We start from the raw sequence: 26,208 nt of genomic DNA on the forward strand, positions 1-26,208 counted from the left end.
GGGGTAAAACGGGGTGAAACAAAACCATGTGGACGAGGAAACCGGGGCTTTCTCCAAGTGAAGGTGGGGCTCTCTGATCGTCCGGATCGATTGGAGTGGAAGGAAGAAGGCTTCGCTTCCCCGACTTCCGTTCCTCGCCCTTCGGGCTGCGGTACGGGTTCGGCTACGCCCACATCCCCCATCAAGTAGAGGTGCCACCATCACTTATATATTGGAAATTCATTTAGGCTCTTTCCCGTTGTCCGGATCAACTGGAAATTCGCTCAAAATGAGCTTCTAAACTGATTATACGAGGAGGGGACTATATGAAAAAGTGGACATGGATCGTTATCGGGTGTTTATGTATCAGTCTGGTCGCTTACGGGGTGACGGCTTTTAACGACAGCCCGGCTTCCGCCGAACAATCGAAGGAATCGAAGGGGAGCTTCGTACGGCTGGAGGATGGAGCCAAAAAAATCGTTATTATGGCGGACGGTAAAGAAACCGTATATTCGCTGTCGGCGACAGCCTGGGTATACCGCAATATGCAAAAATCAAAGCTCGATGAGCTGCAGCCGGGCGATTCGCTCGATTTGATATTGAACAGCAAGGAGCAGGCGGCGTATATAAAAGCTTCCAGCCCGCAGACGGCTGCGCAGCCGCAAAGCCCGGCGCAGGGCGGCTCCCCGGCTGAGGGGAAAGCGGCGTCCGAAGGGACGCCGGCTCCGACGGATGTGTCGGGAGGCGTGCCGTCGGGACCGCCGGCGCCCGCCTCGGAAGCGCAGTCGAATGCGGCTGCAGCCGGATCGGCATCCGCTACGCAGCTGCAAAGAAATACCTCGACACTGACGGCGGGTCAAGTTTCTGCAGCACCCAAAGAGCAGTCGGTCGCGTCTGCGAATTCCGCTTCGTCCGGCAAAGCTATCGATAAGCTGGCGATGGAATGGAAGAGCCGGGAGCTGCAGCTGCGGATCAAGCTGGACCCGTCCGCGCCGGGAAAAAGCGGCAGCGAGCTGTATGTGCAGGCGAAGGACCGTACGGTTATGCATTTGACCGGTCCGTCGGCGGAGCCGTTCATTCAACTGCTGCTGAAAGGGCTGCCGACAGAACGGCAGGCATTCGAGCAGGCGCTGAAGCAAAAAATCGCAGACGAGTTCCAAGTGAACGAGTCGAAGCCGGAATGGAAGATGGATGTTAAATGGCGGGATGCTTCCGCCCCGGCACTTTCCTCCGATCAGGGGAAAGGGAATGTGCAGGAGAAAAATAAAAATAAACAAAAAGAAGAAAAAACCAAGGATGATGAAAAAGGTAAAGAACGGGATAAAAAAGCGGGTCATGGCAAAGGCCATGACCGCGAAGATGACTAGCCGCTTGCCGGGCTTCACGGCGTTGCGAGCGGCAGTTCCCGAAGGTGAACGGTGTGAATAGCGAGCCGGCGGAAATGCCGTCGCTCTGCCGTAAGCCCAGCGCCGCGGAACGGATCACTGCGTAGCTTCGCCGGCGGCAGTTCGGTGAGGGAAAGTGTATGATACAAGCCGTCACCTAACGTTCGCCGCTCCGGTGCCGCAAGAAGCAAAAGCGTCCGGGAGACATCGCGGCCATGCAGCGTACCTCTGCGAGCGCCGGGAGGGACGCGCGCACAAACCGGTTCTCGCTATGTCTGTACTTTCTTTAGCGCAAACAACCCGCCAGGGATTGGCTGATATGCCGTTCCGAGCGGGTTGTTTGCGGTTCAATCGTGATTTTTTTTGCCTTTGTTTTTAATCCATTCGCGGATATCGGTATTGTTCTTCTTGCCTTTTTCCGGCTTGCCTTGATCCCTCTCCTGCTGTTGGGGCTCGCTCGCGGGCACCGGGTTGCGCTGCGTGTAGTCGAGCGGCACCGGAAACGGAACAGCGGGCGTATCGCGCAAAGCGCGGCCCATTACTTCACGGAAAAGGGTCGCCGGCACCGCCCCGCCTGAAGTGGTCAAATAATGATTACGGTCCGTCTGGTCGTAGCCGAGCCAGATGGCTGCGGTCAGCTCGGGCGTGTAGCCGACGAACCATGCATCCTTGGAGCCGCTCGTTCCGATGTCGGCAAATTCCTTGGTGGCGGGGAGCTGGGTCGTGCCCGACTTGCCCGCAGCTGGCCGCCCCAGCGCGGCGGCCTGGCCTCCGCCTGATTTGACGACCTCCTGCAGGAGCAGAGTCAGGCTGTATGCGACCGCAGGCTGCGTCACCTTCGCAGGCTGCGGCTGGGCTTCGACCAAGGGGAGACCGTCCTTGGTCGTCACCTTGACGATGACGTGCGCCGGCTGCAGCACGCCGAGGTTGGCGATGGCGCTGTAAGCCTGGGCCATCTGCAGCGGCGACACGCCCTCGGACAAGCCGCCGAGGGCAATGCTCAAGCTGCGGTCGGCCTGCGGCAGCGCAATCCCCGACCGGCGGACGAAATCGATGCCCGCGTCGATGCCGATTTCGTTCAGCAGCCAGACGGCGGGAATGTTCCATGAACGGAGGAGCGCCTCCTGCAGCGTCACCTGTCCGCGCGTCCGCCCATCCCAGTCTCTGGGCTGGTAGCCCGCGATATTCAGCTCCCCGTCGTACAGCGGGGAGCTTGCGTTATAGCCGCGCTCGAGCGCCGGGCCGTACACCGCGAGCGGCTTGAACGAAGAGCCCGGCTGGCGTCGCAGCTGCGTCGCATGATTGAAGCCGCGGTATACCTGCGGCCCTCGTGCGCCGACCATCGCCCGGATGCCGCCGGTGCGGTGATCGAGAATGACTCCGCCGCTCTGCATCAGCTGGTCGGGCTTGCTTTCCGGGAACAGGCTGTCGTTCGCGTATACCTCCTGCATCGCCTGCTGCACCTGCGGGTCCAGCTCGGTATATATGCGCAGTCCCGAAGTTAGTACCTGCTCCTCGGTGAAGCCATACAAATCGGCAGCTTCCTGGATGACGTAATCGACGTAGGAAGGGAATTTGCCTTTGAGCGATTCCTGACTGTTTTGTTTCAGCATGATCGGTTTCGCCGTTGCTTCGTTATAAGCCGCCTCGCTTATAAACTGCTGCTCTTTCATCAGTCTGAGCACCAGATTGCGGCGTTCCAGCGCCTTGTCCTTATGCTTAGCCGGCGAATAAGCTGTCGGCGCCTTGGGCAGCGCGGCGATCAGTGCCGACTCCTCAAGCGTAAGCTCCTGCACAGGCTTGGCGAAATATTCCTGGGCCGCGCCCTCTACGCCCCAGCGGCCTTCGCCAAAATAAATGCTGTTCAAGTACAGTTCCAAAATTTCATCCTTGCTGTACGTAAGATTGATTTTGAGCGCGTAGCCGGCTTCCTTCAGCTTGCGGCTTAACGTTTTGTCGGACTGCAGGAACATATTTTTGGCCAGCTGCTGTGTCAGCGTGCTGCCGCCTTCCTGCAGCGAGCCGGAACGCAGATCGCGGAGCAGCGCCCGTCCGATTGACCAAAGATCGATGCCCGCATGCTCATAAAAGCGCTGATCCTCCACCGCGATAACGGCGTTGCGCAGCTCCAGCGGAATTTGTTCAATCGGCACAGGAATTATGCGTGACGAAGACAGCTGGGAAGCCGGCTTGCCGCCGCGGTCCATGATCAAGGTCGGCTCCGGCAGCGGGTGCTCCAGCTTGCTGATGTCGAGCGTCCGGATCCACAGCGCGGCCGCGCTTGTCAGGATCAGCCCCGACAGCAGCAGCGTGCCGCCCAACCACAGCCAAGTACGCTTTTTATTCAATGCCTTGAGCCGTTGTTTGAATCCGGATTGTCGTGCTGTCGGCGCTGTACGGTCCGCAACGTTCGGCTTGGCGTCCGGTTTCGGCGGCAGTCCGCTTGGTCCGGGTCGGGCCGTTGTCATTCGGTTTCGATTCCATTCTTTATTCGGTTCTCTGTTCATCAATAATGCCACCCCTGCATGATGCCGCATCGCTCTGTTCATTTTGGCTTATGCTAATGTATTCGTAGCCCGACCCGGTTTTTAGAGAGCATTGCCGCAAACAGCCTGTAATTTTCGCGAAGCGTTGTCCCGATGTCGACTATGTACAAGGAAAACAGCCCTCGCGGATCGAAGTAATAAGCAAGCGGAATAACTAAACATCAGCTTGCGCGGCCGGTTCGGTCGGCGCAAGGCGAATAGGGAGGAAAACCGATGAAGCTGGATCGCTTGCTGGCGATTACGATGCTGCTGCTGAACCGCAAACGGGTCGGCGCCGCCGAGCTCGCCGAACGGTTCGAGGTTTCTTTGCGTACCATTTACCGCGATTTGGAAAGCTTGAATCAGGCGGGCATACCGATCGTTTCGTTCGCCGGGGCGTCGGGCGGATATGAAATTATGGATCAGTACCGGCTGGAACGGCAATTTCTATCGCTCGACGAGCTGCAGTCGATTATTATAGCGCTGCGCGGCGTGCGTTCCACGTTCGAGGAGATGGATATCGGCAGTTTGATGGACAAGGTTGGGACGTTAATTGCGCGTACCGAGCATAGTGCGGTGGACGCCATGAGTCAGCAGATGATGATTGACTTGAATCCGTGGCAGGGCGGCCAAGCCGATAAGGAAAAACTGAGCATGCTGCGGACGGCGATCCGGGAGACGCAATTGGCAAGCTTCGCGTATACGAGCTCGCAAGGGGAGACGTTGGAGCGGCTGTGTGAACCGATAGGCGTCGTGCTGAAAGGTTATGTATGGTACTTGCACGGTTACTGCAGGCTGCGCGACGATTTTCGGGTATTTCGACTGTCGCGGATCGAACGGCTGACCATTTTGCCGGAAACGTTCGTGCGCCGTGAGAAAACGTTGGAGCAGCTGGATTACCGCCAGGGCCGCAATCGGGAAGACCGGGAGCTGATCAAGCTTGTGCTGCTCGCCAGCCCGCGACTCAAACCGAGGCTGCAGGACTACTTTCAACCGGAGCAGATTGCGACTCAGCCCGATGGCACGCTGCTTGTGACTTCCGTTCAGCCGGAAGAACCGTGGCTGTACCGGATGCTGCTTGCTTACGGCGCCGATCTCCAAATATTGGAGCCGGCTTCCGTCAGGGACGCGGTGGTGGAGGAAGCCCGAAAAATTGTAAAGCTGTATGAAACCCGATTCGCAACCTTGACATAATGCTGTCAGGGTTGTTCGTTTATGATAAAGGAGTAAACCTGAATCGATAGAAGGAGGCAGATCGTTGTTATGTTCAAAACCGTATCTGAATTTGAGTCGACCTGGAAGCAGGAATTTGCCGCTACCCGGCGCGTTATGGAGCGCTTAACCGATGCGTCTTTAAATCAAACCGTCACTGCGGAGCACCGCAGCCTGGGGCAGCTTGCCTGGCATCTGGTTATTACTTTGCATGAAATGCTGTCGCGAACCGGGCTCGAATTTGCCGCTCCGGCGGATGACGCGCCCGCTCCGGCCTCCGCCGCTGCGATCGCCGAGGCGTACCGTCAGGTTGGCGCGGCGATGCTGGACGCCGTCCAGAGCCAGTGGACGGACAGCGATTTGGCCCGCGTCGTTAATCTGTACGGCGAAGATTGGCCGAACGGCCTGACGCTGCATTTGCTGATCCTGCATCAGGCGCATCACCGCGGTCAAATGACGGTGCTTATGCGCCAGGCGGGGCTGCGTGTACCAGATTTTTACGGGCCGACCCGCGAGGATTGGATCGAGCGCGGGATGCAGCCGCTTGTCTAGCGCGGGACGGAGCTCATACGGGCATCCCGATCGGCTCCGCCATCCGTCGCCGGGCGACGCGCAGCGCCCGTTTCCGCCATATGAAAAAGGCCGTCCGACGTCAAATGACGAAGGATGGCCTTTTTTTTATAATATCCGAATTTATAAGTTTTCAGCGAAGCTGAACAATTCCGATATTTCAAGAAAACCTACATTTAAATCGCGGTCGCTCATCCTTGAATGGCCTCGATAGAGGTTTTCTTACTTCAGGACATGATTCGCGGCTATCTTGGATAACCGTGCGCCCCTAACCGAAATCGGCTTCAGAGCACCACGTCACTTTAGGGGGACTCAGTTTATTTACCGAAGCCGAAATATTGGTTGGCATTGTTGAATGAAATGTTCTGCACCATACGCCCCAGCATCTCCATATCGTCCGGAGCTTCTCCGCTTTCCACCCATTGCCCGATCATATCGCACAGCAGTCTTCTGAAATATTCATGACGCGTGTACGACAGGAAGCTTCTGGAGTCGGTCAGCATGCCGACGAAACGGCTCAGCAAGCCCAGATTAGCCAATGCTTTCATTTGCGCCAGCATGCCGTCGATCGTATCGAGGAACCACCAGGCCGCACCCAGCTGGACTTTGCCTGGAATGCCTCCGCCCTGGAACGCGCCGATAATGGAACCGAGCACATAGTTGTCCTTAGGATTCAAGGAGTACAGGATCGTTTTCGGCAGCTTGTCTTCTGCATCAAGCGCATCGAGCAGCTTTACGATCGGGTAAGCGACCGGGTTGTCATTGATCGTATCGAATCCGGTATCCGGGCCGATTTGATTGAACATCCGGGTATTGTTGTTGCGGTGGGCATTGATATGGAACTGCATCGACCAGCCGAGCTCGGCATACAGCTTACCCATGAATACCAATGTATACGTTTTGTACTTCATTTCTTCTTCCAATGTAACGCCGTTGCCTTGCAATGCTTTTTCGAAAATAGCGGCAGCTTCTTCTTTGGTCGTGTCGGCATAAGCGACATAATCCAGCGCGTGGTCAGACACTTTGCCGCCGATCGAGTGGAAGAAACGGATCCGGGACTCGAGAGCCGCCAACAACGTGTCGTAGCTGCCGATTTTTTCACCGTATACTTCACCCAGCTTGTCAATCCACGGCAAGTAAGTGGCGCGGTTGATTTCAAGCCCTTTGTCGGGACGGAACGAAGGCAGCACATCGACGTCGAAATCGGGGAGCTCTTTAATTTTAATATGATATTCCAATGAATCGGTAGGGTCGTCGGTGGTGCAGATGACGCGCACGTTCGATTTTTTGATCAAGTCTCTCGCACCGAAGCCTTCGCCGCTCAATTGGGCGTTCACCTTTTCCCAGATGGCAGGCGCTGTTTTCTCGCTGATCAGGTCGTATACGCCGAAAAAGCGCTGCAGCTCCAGGTGGGACCAATGATATAGCGCGTTGCCGATCGTTTCCGGAACCGTTCTGGCCCATTCCAGGAAGCGGTCGTAGTCGCTTGCGCCTTCGCCGCCGGTCACGTATTTTTCTTCCACGCCGTTCGCTCTCATAACTCTCCATTTGTAATGGTCGCCGTACAGCCAGGCTTCGGTAATATTTTTGAACGTTTTATTTTCGTAAATTTCCTGCGGACTTAAATGACAATGATAATCGATGATCGGCATTTGCTTTGCGTAGTCGTTGTACAGACGTTTGGCCGTTTCGTTGGACAATAGGAAGTTGTCGTCCAAAAACTTTTTCATAAAATGTGCACCACCCAATTAAAAATATAGTTCGGTTATGTTGAAAAACGATTATTTGCCGAGCAGCCGGATATGTTTGCCGATGTGGGAAATGAGCGATTGCTCATAAGCTTCCTCTTCTTCGCTCAACGTGCGGAAAAATTCGTCCGCGAACAGCGAATTGCCCTGAGCGTCCTTCGCCTGCAGCAAAATTCCGTAAGTAATATGAATCAATTGGCGCGCGTTATCCTCATTCATGTACGTATCGGCCAAATCGGCGTCTTTCACTTGATCGAGCGGCACGATTTTGCTCAAATCGGTCGTTACATGGTAATAAGCGGCCGCCTCCTGGAAATGCTCCAATGCATATTGATGCATTCTGCGGTACAAGTCCGGCTTTACCTTGGCGACGGTTCTTACCGCCTCCAGCCAGTTGGTTCCGGCGGTTTTCACGTGGAAACGGCCTTTCGTGTATTTGCCGATAATCGGGAATACGCTGAACTTGTCGCTGCCGGAATGGATGCTGAGCTTGTATCCGAAATCGTCGGCCAGACCCGCATGGATGACCATTTCTTTCTCGAACTGCACAATGTCGCCGATGTAATCGATCCCTTTCTGGAACTCGCCGATAAATCTCGGAGCCATACTGTACACGGTAACGCCGCGGCTGTACAATTCTTTGGCGATCAGGAAATGCGCTTCGGGAGCGGTCGGCGACGGCGTTTCGTCAATCGAAATTTCGAAGTCTACATCGCGTCCCAGGTTTTTGATGTACGTGACGAAAATATGCTCCATGAAATCGATCGCTGCGCCGTAGACGAGCACGATTTCCTGCAAATTTTCTTTGTTGAACGCAATCGAATTGCCGGCTACTTCAAACTGTTGGTTCAGGTAGCGGGACTCGTAGTGGCTACGTGTCGCTTCCGGCAGCAGGTTATACTTCGCTTCGCGCTCGGATGCGGAAATTTGTTCTACGCTGTTGTCGATTTTCTCGGAGCAGTCAAGCGTAATCATGGTGAAGCCGAGATCGAGCGACATTTTAATATCGGCTTCGACCTTCAGATGGTCGCCGTCGGCGCCAAAGCCGTCTTTGTAGCCTTCCTGGAACACGGCAAACACCGCTCCGTTAAGGACATCGTTGTAATCGCGGTTGGTCAGCGTAATTTCGCGGATGCTTTGCTGTGCCAAAATAGGGCGGACGTCTTTGCCGGCTACGGTTTTGATATGTCCGGGAGAAGCGATGCCCAGACGGTCGCCCAGACCGATGGTTGCCACCTGCGTACCGAACGCGCGGGGCACAGTGTAGTCGAAATATTTATTTAAAACCAAGCGGTTGGCGGTCACGAGCGGGCATAATTTAACTCCATTGTTGTTATCGCCATGCAATTCGTCAAACAATGGGCCCTCGCCTGTTGCGAGAATGTATTTGGCGTTGTCAGCTTTAACCATTAACAGTGTAACGTCACCTGATTGCGCGAATGAATGCGGATACACTTTTACATTGTCTGTTGCAATAATACCGGTTACGTCGCCTTGTTTCATAGCTTCGGCAATCGCTTGAAATTTACTCATTGAATAAAGCCTCCTCAACATTGATACCTCAATCATAACGCAAAATCATACCAGTTTCTTCGCCTATTTTGTCCATTTTGCACTTTTACATGCGTATCTTGCTATGAAACCGCCTCCTTCTCTGCTACAATAGATAATGAAGAGGTGAGATAAGACTCGTTCGATGAGTATGCTTTCAAGGTTCATCATAGCATGCATTGTTAACGTGTGCAATCGTGGTTTAAGGCCAAAATGTAAAGGAAAGCTGGTGGATCAGCATGAGTGAGACGGTCTCCCTTACCTACGGGTCCGAGGAAGGCGACTTTTACATGCAGCATATTAAGCGGACGGAGCCGTTCGAGCGGACGAATCATTTCCACGGGACATACGAAATTTATTATTTATTGTCCGGGCAGCGCGCCTATTTTATTAAGGACCGCACCTATTTGATTTCCCCGGGGGATCTTGTTTTTATAAACCGCCACGATGTGCATAAAACATCCGATGTCGGGCAGCCTGGCCATGAACGGGTCGTTATTAATTTCAGCGATACGTTTATCGGCAAGGATCATCCGTTGTCCGATCCGTCGTTGTTCAATGTGTTCCGCCAACCGGCGCATGTGCTGAGCCTAAAGCTGCAGGATCAAATATTTACGCAGACGATTATCGGCAAGCTGCATAAAGAGCTGAAGGAGAAGGCGACCGGCTTCGAAACCTACATCAGGCTGCTGCTCGTGGAGCTGCTGCTGTTTTCCAGCCGTTACGCGGAGCGCAACGATGCCGTCGTGTTCGAACATGCGAGCCCGCTGCATAAAAAGATCTCCGAAATCGTGCAACATATTAACTGCCACTATCAGCAGCCGATGACGCTTTCCGGGATGTCCGAGCAATTTTATATGAGCCCGTATTACATGAGCCGAACATTTAAGGAAATCACGGGATTTACGTTCATCGAATACGTCAATATGACGCGCATCCGAGAGGCGCAGAAGCTGCTGCGAGAGACGGACCGGAAAATTATCGATATCGCCGATGCGGTGGGCTTTGAAAATATCGCGCATTTCGGACGCATGTTTAAAAAACTGAGCAAGCAGACGCCCCACGAATACCGGAAACATCAGCGCTAACGGGCTCAGGCTGGCGTTTGAAACCGTGTATACGGATACATTACCGCACAAAGCCCCGTGCATGCCGCTGCAGCAGACAGGCCGGGGCTTCCGGGTTTTCCTACAATATTCGTAAAAAGATGAGGTTATTGGATCGGATCCGGGACCATTCCGTTCTCAATGACCTGAGCGTTGGTCGGCATATTCGCCATTTCTTTGCCGAGCCGCTTGAGCTCGGAGGCATTGTTGGAGGCCATCCTGCCGTTTTGGGCAATTTCGATCGGAATGCTCGCCGGCTTCGGTTCATGGCTGGACAAATACTGCTTCGTCTCCATCATCACGCTTACCGCGATTTCCATCGCCGATGAGGGAATTTCGCCCTTGTCCTTGAAAGCGGCTTCATGCAAAAGCACTTCGGTCCATCCGTTGTCGGCGGTACGGGTCGGTATGCCGAACATATACTGTTGATCCGTCCGCGGATCGCGGAAGGTCAGCGCATAGCAGCAGCCGTCCTTTGTGGCCGTCTGAGTAAAGCCAAGTGCCGTCAACGTCGAATGGACATGGTTAAAGGGGCGGGTTACGGTTCGATACGTTTTTTTGCGTGTCATTGCCTTCACACTCCTTAAGGTTGTGGTCTGGGCATGCCGCTGCATGACCCGTACTTGCTCGGGTAATCATTATTAACCGACTGCGGGCAATTTGAACCGGCAGTTTGACGGACATATATGGTCTTTTTTTTTGCTGCGGCCGGACGTCGTGGTATACTAGGAGCAGTATTCGGATAAGCGGAGTGACGGACATGAGAATTAATAAATTTATTAGCGAAACGGGCTTCTGTTCGCGACGCGAAGTGGATAAATTGGTGGAAGCGGGCCGGGTTACGATTAATGGCCGGCTGGCCGAGCTGGGCAGTCAGGTCGGGGACGGAGACGAGGTGCGCGTGGATGACCGGCCGGTCAGCGCCAAAAAACCCGGCGTCTATATCGCCCTGAACAAGCCGGTTGGCATCACAAGCACGACGGAGCTTCATGTGCGCGGCAACATCGTCGATTTTGTCGGCCATAAGGAGCGGATCTTTCCGATCGGCCGGTTGGACAAAGATTCGGAAGGTCTTATTTTATTGACCAATGACGGAGATATCGTGAATAAAATATTGCGGGCGGAGAACGATCACGAGAAGGAATATATCGTAACCGTAGACAGGCCGATTTCGCCGATGTTTTTGGAAGGAATGGCCGGCGGGGTTCGCATCCTGGGCACGATAACGAACCCTTGTCAAATGCACCGGCTTGGGGAACGGGTATTTCGGATTGTATTGACCCAGGGGCTGAACCGCCAAATTCGCCGGATGTGCGCCGCTTTCGGCTACGAGGTGCGGAGGCTGAAGCGGGTGCGCATCATGAACATCAAGCTTGGCGAGCTTGCGACCGGACAATGGCGCGATTTATCGAAGCAGGAGCTGGACGAGCTGCTGCAGCGGATCTCTCACGACCGGCGGTGAGGGAGAAGCCGGCTATAAAGGGCTGTTGAATTTGTAGCCGACTCCCCGCACGGTATGGATATAGGCCGGCTCGGCGGGATCTTTCTCAATCTTTTTACGCAGATTACTGATATGGACGAGCAATGTACGGGTATCGCCGTTGCTGTCCACTCCCCACGCTTCCTTATAAAGATGCTGAATCGGCACGACACGGTTCGGCTTTTTGGCGAGCAGCGCGAGCAGATCGAACTCTTTGGAGGAAAGGGGAACGAGCGATCCGCCCATCCATACGTTTCTCGTGAGCAGATCGATATCCAGGCCCGGGAAGGTGAGCTGACGCAACTCTTCCTTCTGCTGCTCGGACTGCTGTTTGCGGCGCAAATGGGCCTTCACACGGGCCACGAGCTGGCCCGGGCTGAAAGGCTTGGTCACATAGTCGTCGCCGCCGATGCTCAAGCCCAAAATAATGTCCATATCCTCGGTTTTACAGCTGATAAACAAAATCGGGATGCTGTATGATTTCCGCAGCTGCCGGCAAATTTCAATGCCGTCCATACCGGGAAGCAAAATGTCCAAGATGACGAGATCCGGAGCGAACTGCTCCATATATTCGAATGCCTGGGGTCCATTGTCCGTGCTCCATACTTCATAGCCTTCTCTGACCAAATATAACCGGATGAGTTCGACAATTTCCGGCTCATCGTCGACGATCAATATTTTTTCCCCTGACATCAATTATAAGAACCCCCTTCAATGCTGTCTTGTTTGCTTCGCTTAGTTCCCAAATCTTCCAAGTTGCGATACTATGTGAAAGAATAAATCAATCTTTGCAAGAAAGAAAGTGGTATTGATTCCCAAAACACACCTTTATTATATATGGATCGCGCTTATTTTCGCTATCCTTTTATTAAGCGGTTGCAGCGGGTTTTCCGGTGCGCCGGACAAACCGCGCCACCCGGCGCCGGAAGCGGTGCAGGGCACAATCGACCTGCGCGATTGGGACTTCGCCGGAGCGGGGATCGTCCCGCTGAGCGGCGAGTGGGATTTCTATTGGGACCGGCTGCTCGGTCCGGAGGAAGCCGCTCCATTGAGCGCGGGAGGAGCAGGGCGGGAATGGATCCCGCTTCCCCGCTCCTGGAACGGTTACCGGCCGGCCGGTCAAGCGCAGGCGCTTTCCGGCAGTGGAAGCGCCACCTTTCATCTGCGCGTGCTGCTGGATACTCGCTCCGGCGTACTGGCGTTGGAATTGCCGGTCGTCCGGACGGCATTTAAATTATGGGTCAACGGCAAGCAGCTGGCCCAGGCAGGAACGGTAGGCGCGAGCGCGGATACGGCAAAGCCGGGATACCGCCCGCAGATCGTTTACTTTCCGCAAGAGGGCGTGACGGCGCTTGATATTGTGCTGCAGGTTTCCAATTTCGACCACAGGCTGGGGGGCGTGTGGCGCGAGCTGCGGCTGGGTGAAGCCGGGCAGCTGAGCGCCGGTCATAATCGGCATCTCGCCCTGGAGATGTCGCTCGGGGGCGGTTTTTTCCTGATGGGCTGCTATCATTTCGTGCTGTTTTTGTTCCGCATCAGGGAGCGGGCATCGCTCTATTTCGGCTTATTTTGCCTCATCGCCGCCCTGCGGGCATTATTTATTGGCCAAGAGGCGATCTACCAGCTGTTTCCGGGCATACCGTGGCAGGCGGGGCTGCGTATGGAGTACATTTGCTTTTATTCCAGCTTGCCGATCGGCGTACTCTTTTTTCGAAGCCTGTACCCGCATGAACTGGGACAAAGGACCGTACGGGTAATCCAATGGTTCGGGTGCTTGTGTCTGGTGACAGTCGTACTGCTCCCGTCGCGGATTTACACATGGACGCTGCTGGCGTATCAAGTGTTGATCGTGCTGATCGGCCTGATTTTGCTCGGCAGTCTGATCAAGGCCAGATTTCGTCAGCGGGATAGGGCCGCGTTTGCCTTGATCGGCTATATTGTGTTTACAACTACTATATTTGCGGATATAGCCCAGCTTAACGGTTGGATTTCCGCAGGCGGATATTCATCGTTCGGCTTTTTTTTCCTGATTCTCATGACCTCGTTGATTATAAGCATGAAATCGTTCAAGGCGTTTGCGGCGGTGGAATCGTTATCGTTCCAGCTTCGGGAGCTGAATATGGGACTGGAGCAAAGAATTCGGGAACGGACGTCCGAGCTTGAAAAATCGAATCGACGGCTGGAGAAAATGAATGAGGATCTGGGTCGGCTCGAAACGTCCCGACGCCATTTGCTCAGCAATATATCCCACGACCTGGGTACGCCGATGACGCTGATTCAAGGCTATGTGGAGGCGCTGATCGATCAGGTTGTAACCGATCCGAAGCAGCAGCATAACTACTTGCGCCTTATTTTGAACCGGATTAACGGGCTGAACCGGCTGATCGCGGATTTGTTTCAGCTGTCGAAGCTGGAGGCGCGGCAAATTCATTTTTCGATGCGGGCCATGCCGATCGGCGAATTTGTCGACTATTATGGCGAACGGTACGGGCTTGAGGTGAAAAACGCCGGAATCGGCTTCAGACTGGACGCTTCGATTCTGCCTCGCATGGAGCCGCCGGACGCTGCGGTCATAATCGATCTCGACCGCATCGATCAGGTGCTGACGAACATTGTTTATAATGCGACCAAGCATACGCCAAAGGACGGCTTGATCCGGCTGCAGTTCGTGCTCGACAGCACGACTATGATGGTGAGGGTGCATGATAACGGCGAAGGCATCGATCCGGAAGATTTGCCGTACATATTCGACCGGTTTTATAAAAAAAGCAAATCGCGCAATACGTCCGAAGGCGGCAGCGGCCTGGGGCTCGCTATCGCGAAGGAAATTATCGACTTCCACGGCGGGCGCATTTGGGCGGAAAGCCGGGTCGGGCAGGGCGCATGCCTGAGCTTCGCGCTGCCCCTGCATAACGTGCAGCCGGCGCCGGGCGACGGGGTTCGGGCCTAAAGCTGCTTCATAGCGCTTCGGTACTCGGTAGGCGACACGCCGTATAGCCGCTTGAATTGTTTGGAAAAATAAAGCGGGTCCTGGAAGCCGACCGAGGAAGCGATCTGCTCCACGGTCAGCTCGAGCCGTTCTCTAAGCAGCAGGCGGGCTTTGTCCGTCCGCAGCTTCAATAGAAAGGAAACCGGCGTCAGACCGGTTTGTTTTTTGAACAGCGTCGACAAGTAAGCGCGGTTGTAGCCGAGCGCTTCGGCCATCAGCTCCATGGTGATCGGCTCGGCATACTGCGTGGTCATAAACTGGATGGCCTGCTGGACGATGTGCTCCGAGCGGCTCGCCTGCCGCGGGTCGCTCTGCTGCTGCGGCTGCAGCGCGGCCGCATATTCGGCCAGCAGCAGATGGAGGCAGCCGACCGCCTGCAGGTTGGCGCCTGCACCGCGCGCCTGAAAGGCGGTCTGTACATGGCGGTACAACTCGGCGACACTGCGACCGGGCTCCGTATGTACGACCGGCCGGCGCGAGGAAAGGCCGATCTGGCGGAGCAGCCGGGACGCCCGCTCCCCTTCGAAGGCAAGCCAGCAATAATGCCACGGGTCCTGCTCGTCGGCTATATAGCTGATCAGCTTGCCCGGCTCGATCAGAAAGCTGTCGCCGGGGCCGAGCCGGTACGTCACGCCCTGGCACGTATAAGTGCCCTTGCCCGACAAGATATGATGAAGCAAGTAATAGTCGACCACCTTCGGCCCGGGCTTATGTCCGGGCTTTGTCTGGCTGCTGCCTGTGAACAGGACGACCAGCTCGTCCTCGGTCGTCTGCGGATTCGATACGACGTAATAGCTGTCCTTGCGGCCGGTGCTTTCGGACATGCTGCCCGCTCCTTCCATCTCTTCGGTCTTCGATTCGATTGCCGTCTTGATCCCGCTCTTAACGTCAGGATGATTGGAACCAGTATACCATGCCGGCATGGCGTCAACCAGTAAATCTGACATTTATCCATGCACTGCTTACATCGTTCCATAGCGGAATAAGCGTCCCGGCCTTATACTATACAGTAAGATAGGACTTACATCCAAGGCGATAGCAACTCATTTCATTTTGGTAGAGGCGGTGTATCCATGGCAGATTTACAAGCATTGCAGCAAGCATTCACAGAGCGTTACGGACGGGGCGGCGCAGGCCCGGTTCACGTATTTCACGCGCCTGGCAGGGTCAACCTGATCGGCGAGCATACGGATTACAACGGAGGCTACGTATTCCCGGCGGCGCTTACCTTCGGCACGACGATGCTCATCCGCAAACGCGGCGACGATCAACTCGGCTTCGCATCCACCAACTTTGACCTGCACAAACATATTTCCATTCAGCATATTGCGTTTGACGCGGCCGACGATTGGATCAATTATCCGAAAGGGATCGTCGCCAAGCTGCGGGAACGGGGCGTTGCACTAGGAGGCTACGATATTTTATACAGCGGCGCCATTCCTAACGGCTCGGGACTATCGTCCTCGGCGTCGATTGAAGTCGTAACGGCATTCGGACTGCTGACGATGGAAGGGCAGCCGGCCGACAAGGTGCAGATCGCGCTGCTGTCGCAAAAAGCCGAGAATGAATTCATGGGCGTCAACTGCGGCATTATGGATCAGTTTGCGGTGGCGGTGGGGAAGGAGGACCATGCGATTCTGCTGATGTGCGATACGCTCGAATACAAGCATGTGCCGTTCCGCAGCGGCGATTACAAGCTGGTCATCGGCAATACGAACAAGAAACGCGGTCTGGTCGACTCGGCCTATAATGAAAGAAGGTCGCAATGCGAGCGGGCGGTAGCCTATCTTCAGGCACAGTTTCCGCAGCTGACGCTGCTCGGACAGCTCAGCCTGGAGCAGTTCAATGGAGCGAAGCATCTCATTCCCGATGATATCGTACGCAACCGGGCGCAGCATGTCGTTGAGGAAATCGATCGTGTGCTGCAGTCGATGAAGGTGCTGGAAAACGACGATTTGGCCGCCTTCGGGCAATTGATGGTCGGTTCCCACAATTCGCTTCGCGATCTGTACGAGGTAACTTGCCTGGAGCTCGACGTCATGGTGGAGGAAGCGCTGAAGGTGCGCGGCGTGCTGGGCTCGCGGATGACCGGAGCGGGCTTCGGCGGCTGTACGGTATCGTTGGTGCATCAGGATAGCATAGCGGCTTTCATAGAACAGGTAGGAGCTGCCTACCGGGAGAGAACCGGCTTGAGCGCCGATTTCTATGTATGCGAAATTGGCGACGGCGTGAAGGAACTGGCGAACTAACGATGATGATAAAAGGTTGCGGCAGCCATGAAACATCCGGAAATGCGATGGAAGCGGCATGCCGTAAAGGTTGATTCAAATCTTCATGGGAGGTTATACAATGGCGGTTTTAGTAACAGGCGGGGCCGGCTACATCGGCTCTCATACGGTGGCGGAGCTGTTGGCCCGCGGCGAAGAAGTGGTGGTGGCCGACAATTTGCAGCAGGGACATCGACAGGCGGTGCTGGGCGGCAAGCTGTATGAAGGCGACATTCGCGATGCGGCTTTCATGGATCGGGTATTTCAGGAAAACCGGATCGATGCGGTGATTCATTTCGCGGCCCATTCACTGGTCGGGGAAAGCATGCAGAACCCGGCGAAATATTATCATAACAACGTGTACGGCACCTTGTGCCTGCTGGAGAAAATGAACGAATACGGCGTCAAAAAGATCGTCTTTTCGTCGACGGCGGCAACGTACGGGGAGCCGGAAAACGTGCCGATTGTCGAAAGCGACCGCACGCTGCCGACCAACGCCTACGGCGAAACGAAGCTCGCGATGGAAAAAATGATGCGCTGGTTCGACACCGCGCACGGCATCAAGTATGTGTCGCTGCGCTACTTCAATGCCGCCGGCGCTCACGAAAGCGGCCGGATCGGCGAGGATCACAAGCCGGAGACGCATCTGATCCCGATCATCCTGCAGGTGGCGCTGAACCAGCGGCCGCATATATCGATCTTCGGGGATGATTACGCCACTCCGGACGGTACTTGCATCCGCGATTACATTCACGTAACCGATTTGTCGGATGCGCATATCCTCGCCGTCGAAAAGCTGCGCGGCGGCGGAGAAAGCAGCATCTACAACCTCGGCAACGGGAAAGGCTTCTCGGTGAAGGAAGTGATCGAGATTGCCCGCCGGGTAACCGGGCATCCGATTCCGGCGGTGATGGAAGCCCGCCGCACCGGCGACCCCGCGATACTCGTCGCCTCGTCCGAGCGTACAAGAGCGGAGCTTGGCTGGAAGCCGCGGCGAGACAGCCTGGAGCAAATTATCGAATCGGCATGGACATGGCATCAGAGCCATCCGGCCGGCTATGCCGATTAAGGCGCAGCTGTTTTCGGAAGTCCGGTGAATATCGCCTTGCGGGCATCGATTCACCGGATTTTTAGGAACGATAGGAGGAGCAGTACGAATGAAAGAAGCAACCGAGATGCAATCCGCCGATGACCGCGGGCAGCAGACGCAGGCGGCCGCGCAAGCGATCGAGCGGCTGCTGAAGTTCGGCGTCCGCCGCGGACTGCTGGAGCCGATAGATTGTTATGCGTCGCGCAATGCGCTGCTGGAGCTGCTGCGCATCGCCGAGCCCTGCGAGGAAGAGGTTGAAGAGCCGCAGCACGAAACGGTCGCCGAGCTGTTGGAGCCGCTGCTCGATTATGCGGTTTCCGCCGGCATCCTTGAGGATAACAATACGACGCTCCGCGATTTGTTGGATGCCAAAATCATGGGCAGCCTGATGCCGCGCCAGTCGGAGATCGCGAACCGGTTTTGGAGCACGGCCCGGCAGGAAGGCGTGCAGCGGGCGACCGATGATTTTTACCGGCTGTGCATCGATTCCAACTATATCCGGATGGACCGGATTGCCAGAAATCAATACTGGCTGGCGCCGACCGAATACGGCGATTTGGAAATTACGGTCAACTTATCCAAGCCGGAGAAGGACCCGAAAGAAATCGCGCTGCTGAAGACGGCACCGCAAAGCCATTATCCGAAATGTTTGCTCTGCATTGACAATATCGGCTATGCAGGCAGGCTGAATCATCCGGCCAGGCAAAATCTCCGGGTCATTCCGCTGCAGCTTGACGGCGAGCCATGGCATTTTCAATATTCGCCTTATGTGTATTACAACGAGCACAGCATTATTTTCGACGAGCGGCACCGTCCGATGAAAACGTCGATTCAGACGTTTTACCGGCTGCTTGATTTTATCGACCAGTTCCCGCATTATTTCATCGGCTCGAACGCCGATTTGCCGATTGTGGGCGGTTCGATTCTGAACCATGATCATTTTCAGGGCGGCAAGCACCGGTTCGCAATGGAGAAGGCGCCTGTGGAGCGCAGCTTTACGCATCCGGATTACCCGAATGTCCGCCTGGGCATCGTCAAATGGCCGATGTCGGTCATCCGGATGTCGAGCCATAATAAAATGCTGCTGCTGAAGCTTGCCGATACGATTCTGAACGCCTGGAAACAGTACAGCGACGAGCTTAACGGCATTGTAGCCTTCACCGAGCAGGCGGGCGTCAGCGTCCCGCATAATACAATCACGCCGATCGCCAGAAATAATGCGAGCGGCGAGTACGAGCTCGATCTTGTACTGCGCAACAACCGCACGAACGAGGAGCATCCTGACGGCATTTTCCATCCGCATCAGGAGCTGCATCATATCAAGAAGGAAAACATCGGTCTGATCGAAGTGATGGGCTTGGCCGTGCTGCCGGGCCGCCTCAAGGAGGAGCTGGAGCTGCTCGCGGAGGTGCTGACCGGCAAGCTCGCGTTCGACAGGCATATTGCCGAGCAGCCGGATCACCTGCTGCACAAGCACCGCATCTGGATCGGCGAGCTGCTGGCAAGCTACGGAACAGGCTTGACCGCCCCGGCAGCCGAACGGGCGCTGCAAACCGAGGTCGGCCGCAAGTTTGCCGCTGTGCTCCATGATGCCGGTGTTTACAAGCGCAACGAGCAGGGAATGTCCGGTTTTACCGCATTCCTGGGAGCGGTGGGCTTCCGGGCGTAGCGCCGACGCGGACTATTTGGAGCAGACCGGCCGCGGCCGGTTGAAGAAGGCGGACTGCGGTTCTCGTTACGGCTGCGGTTAAATGATGCAGATCGGCTCAGGCATCCGTAACGGCCGCACCGATTAAGCAAACCGACCGAAGCTCCCGCAATGGCCGAAGCCTAGTGAACTCGTTCAGCTTTGCTGAACATCGGGGAATCAGATGGGACTCTACTCCACCCGTTTCAAGGCCCACCTTAGAGGTGGGGTCTTAACCCGATAAAGTCGTAATCGGATAAAGCAGCCGAACAGAAGCTTCCGTAACCGCCGTATAGCGGGGACGGGGGCTTATTTGCTCATGCACAGACAAACCGCTTCCGCGAGTGATTAGAGGGGAAGAGGGGACGGTGGGACTTTTTGCAGAAACGTGCCAAAAGCAGTCACTTTATCTTACTCGTGAAAGGGGAAGGAGCGCAAAATTCGTCCAAATAACGAACGAAATTGACTTGTCGATCGACAAATGGCCGGGATTTCCTCTTGTATATATAAAATTTATGTGAATTTTTGTAAAAAAATTTGTTTCTCACCTCACAGGCACAAAGTCTGTGTTATAATTGTTCACATTAACATATATAAGTAGGACTAGGGGCAGGGGGAGATGCTATGTTTGATTGGTTGGGGTTTAAGAAAGGTTTGCCGCTTTGGTGGTCCTGCCGATTAAACCGCGGGCTGAAGGAGGATGTCGAGGACATATTTGAAGGTATCGCCAACACCCGTATGGAGCTGCTGAAAAGCTGGACCGACGAATATTGGTCCCATTTGGACCGGCTGCTGGAGCAGATTCGGTCGCTGGAGGCGGAACGGGGCGAAGCTCATGAGCTTTGGCGGGCTGCGATCGAAAAGTTGTTTATCGCAGCCAGAAACCGGGCCTCCGACTTTTCGGAATTATTTTTGCTGGACGAAACATCTTCCGTCGTATTTTCGTCTTACCCTGCGCATATCGGCGTGAGCTATGCAGGGGAGGGGCATATTTACAAAGGATTGGTGTACACGAAGGACGGCGATAAATGTTTGTTCGGCCCTTATGCGGACCTGTTGACAAAGCAGATCGGGCCCAGCACATCGGCATTTCACGATAAAATGACGCTGCTTTATATCGTTCCCATCATGAAGGACGGACGTTGGAGAGGGGCGTTGTGCGGTCGGGTGCCGAACGATGTTATCGGCGATCTGATTCAGCGGGAATCCGGACATGTGTATCCCGACTCCGGAGATAACTACATATTCATGGCCAAACCGGTCCTGAATACGCATATCGCCCCCGGCACCGCCTTGTCGCGCAGCCGTTTCGAGGACCGTACGTTTACCCACGGCGAAAATTTGAAGGACGGTGTCACGACCGATTGGGGGACGGTGAGCGTGAAGGAGCATACGGAGCTGGAGCTGATGTTCACCGATCCGGCGACCGGCAAGCTGCATCCCGGCGTAGCCAACACGATCGCCAACGGCAGCAATTTGTTCGTGGCGTTCCCGGGTTACTCCGACTACCGGCATATTCCCGTTATCGGCAAAGGAGTGACGTTCAAGCTGCCGCATTGCCCCGACTTATGGGGGATGATGTGCGAAGGAGACCTGGAGGAAGTATACCGGGTTCGCAGCATCCGCTGGAAGCTGCTGCGCTTGCAGCTCCCGCTGCTGATCGTCTCTGCCGTATTGTCGGCAGCTCTCGTATACGGGCTGCTCGGACAGTCGCCGGCATGGCTAACCGCTTGCGCGGCCGGAGGCTTCCAACTGCTGTGCGGATTGTTGATCGCCCGCATCGTGCAAAAGAAAGGCGCGCAACCGGTTGTCGACAACCTGCGCCGAATCAACCGCTTTATCCGCATTAATGCGGAGGGTAAAGGGGATTTGACGCAGCGGCTGGGGCACGGGCAATTCGCCCATGACGAGACGAAGGAACTGGCCAAGTGGATCAACAATATGATCGATTCGCTGGAAGGCATTATGCTGCAGGTGAAGCAGGCGGCCTCCGACGTATTGTCGAGTCAGCATGTACTGACCGTTTCGACGGTGACGACGGAAGGGTCGACGGAGCGGATGAGCGGCAAGATCCATGATATGATCCGAAGCATCCGCAGGCAGTTGAAAGATATCGACGTCGCCAAAGATGTCGTTAACGATATGCAGGGTACGCTGCGCGTTCTGGAGGACAAGGCATCCGGGCAAATCGCGGTGGCTCAGAGCGAAGTGGAGCGGATCGGCGAGAAAATGGATCAAATCTCCCGCAAGGTTGCAGATACGAACCGGACCATTTTGACGTTCATGGACACAACGCAAAAAATTAAAAATGTGCTGCAGGTTATCGAGGAAATATCGGCACAGACGAACCTTCTGTCGCTGAACGCTTCGATTGAGGCGGCGCGTGTCGGAGAGCACGGCAAAGGCTTTGCCGTTGTTGCCGGTGAAATCCGCAAATTGGCTGATTTGACGCGCAAGTCGACGGAGGAAATCAATGAAACGGTGCAATTAATTTATAAAAATGCGCAGGAAGCGTTCCAATCGATGGAGGAAGGTACGCTGGTGGTAACTGAAGGTACCCAGCTTGTTGCCGCGGCATCGGAAATATTAAGCGGGGCCAGCGCCGAGGAATCGTTAAAGACGCAAGTAGTTGACGAGGTTGTTGACCTGATGGAGAAAATCGCCGAGGTCAGTATGGAAAACCGGCAAATTTCCACGGAGGTGGAAGCGAAGGTACAGGAGCTGCTGGCGGACATCGTCAACGTCAGACATACGTCCAGTCATGTGGAGGCGATCACGGATTTCTTGCAGCATCTGGTGGATCAATTCCGTTTGACGGAAACACGTAGAAGATAGCGGTCGGAATAGTTAAGCGATACGATCAGCACGGCAGTCCCGGGCGAATGAATCCGGTTCGGGACGGCCGTGCTTATTTGTTGGTTTCTTTCATAGTCGGCGCCGGAATGCGCAGCAAGCATCCGCTTGGGCGCGGCTTTCCTTTCCGAAACAAAGCGTGCAAAGCCCAGCCATATTTGTCTTTCATCCGGATTTTGGACATTGGGACTACTTTTTGTTAATTATATGTTATGTATATTGACATTAATTGGGTCAAGGCATATGATATTAGGTATAAAGACTTGAAATATTCGGATTTTCAGGTACTTTCAGCTTCTTTTTGTCATATAATCTAACATAATAACAGAAAAAGAGGGGAGGGACTGGTGCTGCAAGGCTATCGCCGCTGCGGCACCGGACATCGGATGGAGATAATCGGCCGTTCCCGCCGCACGCCGTATCCGCTGGAATCGTTTTATGATGAAATGTTTGAGCAGGATTTGCCGGTACGTCCCCACTACAAACAGGCGTACAATTGCTTCTCGGCTATGAAGGCGGAGGAATTGGCGACAAAGCAGCAGGCGATGAACCGCCGCATGCTGGAGGAAGGGATTACGTTCACGCTGTATCAGCCCGAGCAACCGCAGCCGCTGGAGCGGACGATCCCTTTCGATATGATTCCGCGAATTATTCCGGCCGACGAGTGGGCTGTGCTCGAGCGCGGGCTGTACCAACGGGTCCGGGCGCTGAACCAGTTTCTATACGATACGTACCACCAGCAGCAGATGATTTCCGACGGCCTCATTCCCCGCAAAATGATCGTGGCCAACCGTTACTTCCGGCCGGAGATGATGCGCATTGACGTCCCCGGCGGCGTGTATATGACGACTTCCGGCATCGATCTGATCCGCAACGCGGACGGACGTTATTATGTACTGGAAGACAATCTGCGCTCGCCATCCGGATTTTCCTATCTATTCAAAGGCCGATCGATCATGAACCAGCTGTTTCCCGAGCTGACTCTCGCGAGCTCGCTCCGCGATGTCGAGCATAGCCTGAACCACTTTTTATCGTCGCTGCGCAGTTTGTCGCCATCCCGCAAGTCCGAGCCTGTTGTCGCGCTGCTCACGCCGGGGGAGTATAACTCGGCTTATTACGAGCATGCTTTCCTGGCCCAGCAGATGGGGATTCACCTTGTTGAAGGACGGGATTTGGTAGCCATCGACCACAAAATTTATATCCGCGGCATGAAAGGTCTGCAGCAGGTCGACGTGCTGTACCGGCGCATCGACGATGACTTCCTCGATCCGCTCGCCTTCCAGCCGGATTCCATGCTGGGCGTGGCCGGTATTATGAATGCCTATCGTGCCGGGAATATTGCGATCGCGAACGCCCCCGGAACGGGGATTGCGGACGATAAAGCGATATACGCTTATGTGCCCGACATGATCCGTTACTACTTGAATGAGGAGCCCATATTGAATAACGTGCCCACCTACCTGCTCTCCCGGCCGGAAGAGAGGGAATATGTGCTCGGGAGGCTGCATGAAATGGTCGTCAAGGAAACATCGCTGTCCGGCGGCTACGGGATGCTGATCGGACCGACGGCTTCCGAGGAGGAGATTGCGGCATTCGCCGCACAAATCCGGCTCGAACCGGAACGCTATATTGCCCAGCCGACGATGCAGCTGTCGCGCGCTCCGGTCATGCAGGACGGGCAGATGGTTCCGCGCCATATCGATTTGCGGGCATTTGTCCTGATGGGCTGCGGAAGCGCCCATATTATTCCCGGAGGGCTGACGCGGGTGGCGCTGAAGGAGGGCTCGCTCGTTGTAAATTCGTCGCAGGGCGGGGGCTGCAAGGATACTTGGGTGCTTGCGTAAAAAAAGAAGAGGTGATAGCTATGCTCAATCGTAATGCGGAAGCTTTGTTTTGGTTGGGGCGGTATGTGGAACGTGCGGAAAACCATGCAAGACTGATCGATGTGCATTATCACATTCAACAGGAGGCCGACTTCCTGCATGCGGAGCATAAGTGGGCCCGGCTGATCGATGCGCTGGGTGCGCGGGCTGCTTACGAGCAGCAGTTCGAAGCTTTTACCGAAAAAGATGTGCTGTCTTTTATTACGCTCGATCGGGGCTATGCGAACTCGCTGTTTTCGTGCATCAGCCAGGCGAGAAACAATTTGCGGACGCTTCGCGAGAAGCTGCCGAGCGAGCTGTGGGACGTGCTTAACGCCTTTTACTTGTGGCTTGGCGACAAGCAGGTGGACGATATACTGCAAGAGTCGCCCAATGCGTTTTACCGGCAAATTAAAGAACGGATGGCGATGTTTCTGGGTGTCGGGCATTCCGTTATGCCGCGGCAAAACGAATGGCATTTCATGGAGAGTGGCAGATTTCTCGAAAGAGCCGAAAATACGGTCCGCATTCTTCATTCGGTGGCCGGTACGCTGCAGGAGGCACGGGATATCTCGACTCCTTATCCGAACATGCTGGCCGTATTGAAATCGGTGAGCGGCTACCAGGCGTTTCGCCGGTTATACGGGGATGGCGTGCTCGTGGAGCCGATTATGGAATTTATGATCCGAAATGAGAGCTTTCCGCGGTCGGTTCAATTCTCCTTCTTCGCATTGGAAACGCATTTGAAAGGAATCGAGCTGGATGCAAAGGACCACCGACTCCCGCATGAGAAGGCAATCCGTCAGGCCGGGAAAGTAAAGGCGGAGCTAGCTTGTCTGGAGCAGGACGAACTCGGCGGCGAGCAGGTCACGGCGCTGCTGGAGCATCTGACCGTCTCGTGCCAAAAACTGGGCAAGACGATGGCGGCGGCCTTTTTCCAACTGGAAGGGGCTACCGCATGAAGATCGAAATCAACCATGTGACCCGCTATTCGTACGCGGAGCCGGTATCGGACAGCGTCAACGAAATACGTTTGACGCCGCGCACCAATTACCGGCAATCGTGTTATCATCATGAGGTATGGATCGAACCGGTGGCTTCGTTATTTACGTATGAAGATTACTTCGGCAACAGGGTCCATTCCTTTTCGGTCAGCAAGCCGCATCGCGAGCTTGCGATCAGGACGAAGGCGACCGTTGTGACGCAGGATCAAAACCGGGACTCGCTGCCCAAGGTGTCGCTCCGGGAACAACAGGAGCTGATGCGGAGCGAACGGCTGCAAAACCGCTATATCGAGTATTTGCTGCCTACCGCATATACGGAAATTACGGAAGAGCTGTCCGCGTATACAACCGGCTTCGAGGTCGGACCCGAAGGCTACTATGAATGGGCGAAGCGTCTGTCCGAGGGCATTCATCAAGATTTCACCTACGATCCGGACGCCACGCATGTTCATTCGAAGGTTAGCGATACGCTGCGCCTGAAGCGGGGCGTTTGTCAGGACTATGCGCATTTGATGATTGCCGCGTGCCGCAGTATCGGGCTTCCTGCGAGATATGTGAGCGGGTATCACTTTGTCGGCGATTTGCAGGGGGGGAGCGCCGACTTCGAGCAGGCGTCGCACGCCTGGGTAGAGGTTCACGTGCCCGGCACCGGCTGGCTTGGCTTCGATCCCACGAACCGGGCGGAGGTTGGCTGGCGCTACGTGAAGCTCGGTCACGGAAGGGATTATAAAGATATTGTTCCGGTCAAAGGCGTGTATCGCGGCACCTCGCGACAAACGTTGGATGTGGCCGTAGACGTAAGGAAGCTGGAAGAGTGAGCTTGCCGGCGGCGTGCTGCGCTGCGATATGCGGACGGGGCTTCAGGCGGACACAGGTTTATCTGCTGCATTGCAGGATAGA

The 26,208-nt window shown here is 55.1% G+C and carries 19 protein-coding genes; 13 read left to right on the top strand and 6 right to left on the bottom strand.

What is annotated here, in order from left to right; genetic code table 11:
- Positions 1 to 305 precede the first annotated feature (305 nt).
- Positions 306 to 1,346, top strand: a complete 1,041-nt coding sequence (locus tag E1757_RS30430; RefSeq protein WP_133235396.1) for a hypothetical protein — start codon at positions 306 to 308, stop codon at positions 1,344 to 1,346.
- Between the two features lie 365 nt (positions 1,347 to 1,711).
- On the opposite strand, the gene E1757_RS30435 is transcribed toward E1757_RS30430, so the two are convergent.
- Entirely contained in the window at positions 1,712 to 3,871 is a 2,160-nt protein-coding gene (locus tag E1757_RS30435; RefSeq protein ID WP_246079651.1) for a transglycosylase domain-containing protein, read from the bottom strand.
- A gap of 252 nt (positions 3,872 to 4,123) precedes the next feature.
- Between E1757_RS30435 and E1757_RS30440 the strand changes: the two genes are divergently transcribed.
- Positions 4,124 to 5,083, top strand: a complete 960-nt coding sequence (locus tag E1757_RS30440; protein ID WP_133235400.1) for a helix-turn-helix transcriptional regulator — start codon at positions 4,124 to 4,126, stop codon at positions 5,081 to 5,083.
- 69 nt (positions 5,084 to 5,152) lie between these two features.
- Entirely contained in the window at positions 5,153 to 5,653 is a 501-nt protein-coding gene (locus tag E1757_RS30445; RefSeq protein ID WP_133235402.1) for a DinB family protein, read from the top strand.
- A gap of 335 nt (positions 5,654 to 5,988) precedes the next feature.
- Here E1757_RS30445 and uxaC read toward each other — a convergent pair whose 3' ends face one another.
- Complete coding sequence (uxaC, locus tag E1757_RS30450; protein WP_133235404.1) at positions 5,989 to 7,401, bottom strand: glucuronate isomerase; 1,413 nt, start codon at positions 7,399 to 7,401, stop codon at positions 5,989 to 5,991.
- A gap of 51 nt (positions 7,402 to 7,452) precedes the next feature.
- Positions 7,453 to 8,952, bottom strand: a complete 1,500-nt coding sequence (locus tag E1757_RS30455; protein WP_133235406.1) for a tagaturonate epimerase family protein — start codon at positions 8,950 to 8,952, stop codon at positions 7,453 to 7,455.
- 257 nt (positions 8,953 to 9,209) lie between these two features.
- On the opposite strand from E1757_RS30455, the gene E1757_RS30460 reads away from it, so the two are divergent.
- Positions 9,210 to 10,058 carry a helix-turn-helix transcriptional regulator gene (locus E1757_RS30460; protein WP_133235408.1) on the top strand — a complete coding sequence of 283 codons (849 nt, stop codon included), beginning with the start codon at positions 9,210 to 9,212 and terminating at the stop codon, positions 10,056 to 10,058.
- Positions 10,059 to 10,183: 125 nt separating this feature from the next.
- Here the strand turns inward: E1757_RS30460 and E1757_RS30465 are convergent, their stop codons facing one another.
- Positions 10,184 to 10,645, bottom strand: a complete 462-nt coding sequence (locus tag E1757_RS30465; protein ID WP_133235410.1) for a hypothetical protein — start codon at positions 10,643 to 10,645, stop codon at positions 10,184 to 10,186.
- Between the two features lie 191 nt (positions 10,646 to 10,836).
- Here E1757_RS30465 and rluF point away from each other — a divergent pair, with 191 nt between their 5' ends.
- Positions 10,837 to 11,538: a 23S rRNA pseudouridine(2604) synthase RluF gene (gene rluF, locus E1757_RS30470; protein ID WP_133235412.1), complete on the top strand. Its 702-nt coding sequence runs from the start codon at positions 10,837 to 10,839 to the stop codon at positions 11,536 to 11,538.
- Positions 11,539 to 11,550: 12 nt separating this feature from the next.
- On the opposite strand, the gene E1757_RS30475 is transcribed toward rluF, so the two are convergent.
- Complete coding sequence (locus E1757_RS30475) at positions 11,551 to 12,249, bottom strand: response regulator transcription factor (protein ID WP_133235550.1); 699 nt, start codon at positions 12,247 to 12,249, stop codon at positions 11,551 to 11,553.
- Positions 12,250 to 12,358: 109 nt separating this feature from the next.
- Here E1757_RS30475 and E1757_RS30480 point away from each other — a divergent pair, with 109 nt between their 5' ends.
- Complete coding sequence (locus E1757_RS30480) at positions 12,359 to 14,506, top strand: sensor histidine kinase (protein WP_246079652.1); 2,148 nt, start codon at positions 12,359 to 12,361, stop codon at positions 14,504 to 14,506.
- On the opposite strand, the gene E1757_RS30485 is transcribed toward E1757_RS30480, so the two are convergent.
- Entirely contained in the window at positions 14,503 to 15,369 is an 867-nt protein-coding gene (locus tag E1757_RS30485; protein ID WP_133235552.1) for an AraC family transcriptional regulator, read from the bottom strand. The two genes, E1757_RS30480 and E1757_RS30485, sit on opposite strands and share 4 nt — an antisense overlap.
- Before the next feature lie 249 nt (positions 15,370 to 15,618).
- Between E1757_RS30485 and E1757_RS30490 the strand changes: the two genes are divergently transcribed.
- From E1757_RS30490 to E1757_RS30520, 7 genes are all read left to right on the top strand, one after another.
- Positions 15,619 to 16,794 carry a galactokinase gene (locus tag E1757_RS30490; RefSeq protein WP_133235416.1) on the top strand — a complete coding sequence of 392 codons (1,176 nt, stop codon included), beginning with the start codon at positions 15,619 to 15,621 and terminating at the stop codon, positions 16,792 to 16,794.
- 100 nt (positions 16,795 to 16,894) lie between these two features.
- Positions 16,895 to 17,881, top strand: a complete 987-nt coding sequence (galE, locus tag E1757_RS30495; protein ID WP_133235418.1) for a UDP-glucose 4-epimerase GalE — start codon at positions 16,895 to 16,897, stop codon at positions 17,879 to 17,881.
- 88 nt (positions 17,882 to 17,969) lie between these two features.
- Positions 17,970 to 19,571, top strand: coding sequence for a UDP-glucose--hexose-1-phosphate uridylyltransferase (locus E1757_RS30500; RefSeq protein WP_220446557.1), 1,602 nt, complete (start codon positions 17,970 to 17,972; stop codon positions 19,569 to 19,571).
- A gap of 642 nt (positions 19,572 to 20,213) precedes the next feature.
- On the top strand, positions 20,214 to 22,424 hold the full coding sequence (locus E1757_RS30505; protein WP_133235420.1) for a methyl-accepting chemotaxis protein: 2,211 nt from the start codon (positions 20,214 to 20,216) through the stop codon (positions 22,422 to 22,424).
- 404 nt (positions 22,425 to 22,828) lie between these two features.
- Complete coding sequence (locus E1757_RS30510) at positions 22,829 to 24,286, top strand: circularly permuted type 2 ATP-grasp protein (protein WP_133235556.1); 1,458 nt, start codon at positions 22,829 to 22,831, stop codon at positions 24,284 to 24,286.
- Positions 24,287 to 24,306: 20 nt separating this feature from the next.
- Complete coding sequence (locus tag E1757_RS30515) at positions 24,307 to 25,266, top strand: alpha-E domain-containing protein (protein WP_133235422.1); 960 nt, start codon at positions 24,307 to 24,309, stop codon at positions 25,264 to 25,266.
- Entirely contained in the window at positions 25,263 to 26,126 is an 864-nt protein-coding gene (locus tag E1757_RS30520) for a transglutaminase family protein (RefSeq protein ID WP_133235424.1), read from the top strand. The genes E1757_RS30515 and E1757_RS30520 overlap by 4 nt, the downstream gene beginning before the upstream one ends.
- Positions 26,127 to 26,208 lie beyond the last annotated feature (82 nt).

Source organism: Paenibacillus piri (assembly GCF_004354045.1).
In the GTDB taxonomy this organism is placed as follows: domain Bacteria; phylum Bacillota; class Bacilli; order Paenibacillales; family NBRC-103111; genus Paenibacillus_S; species Paenibacillus_S piri.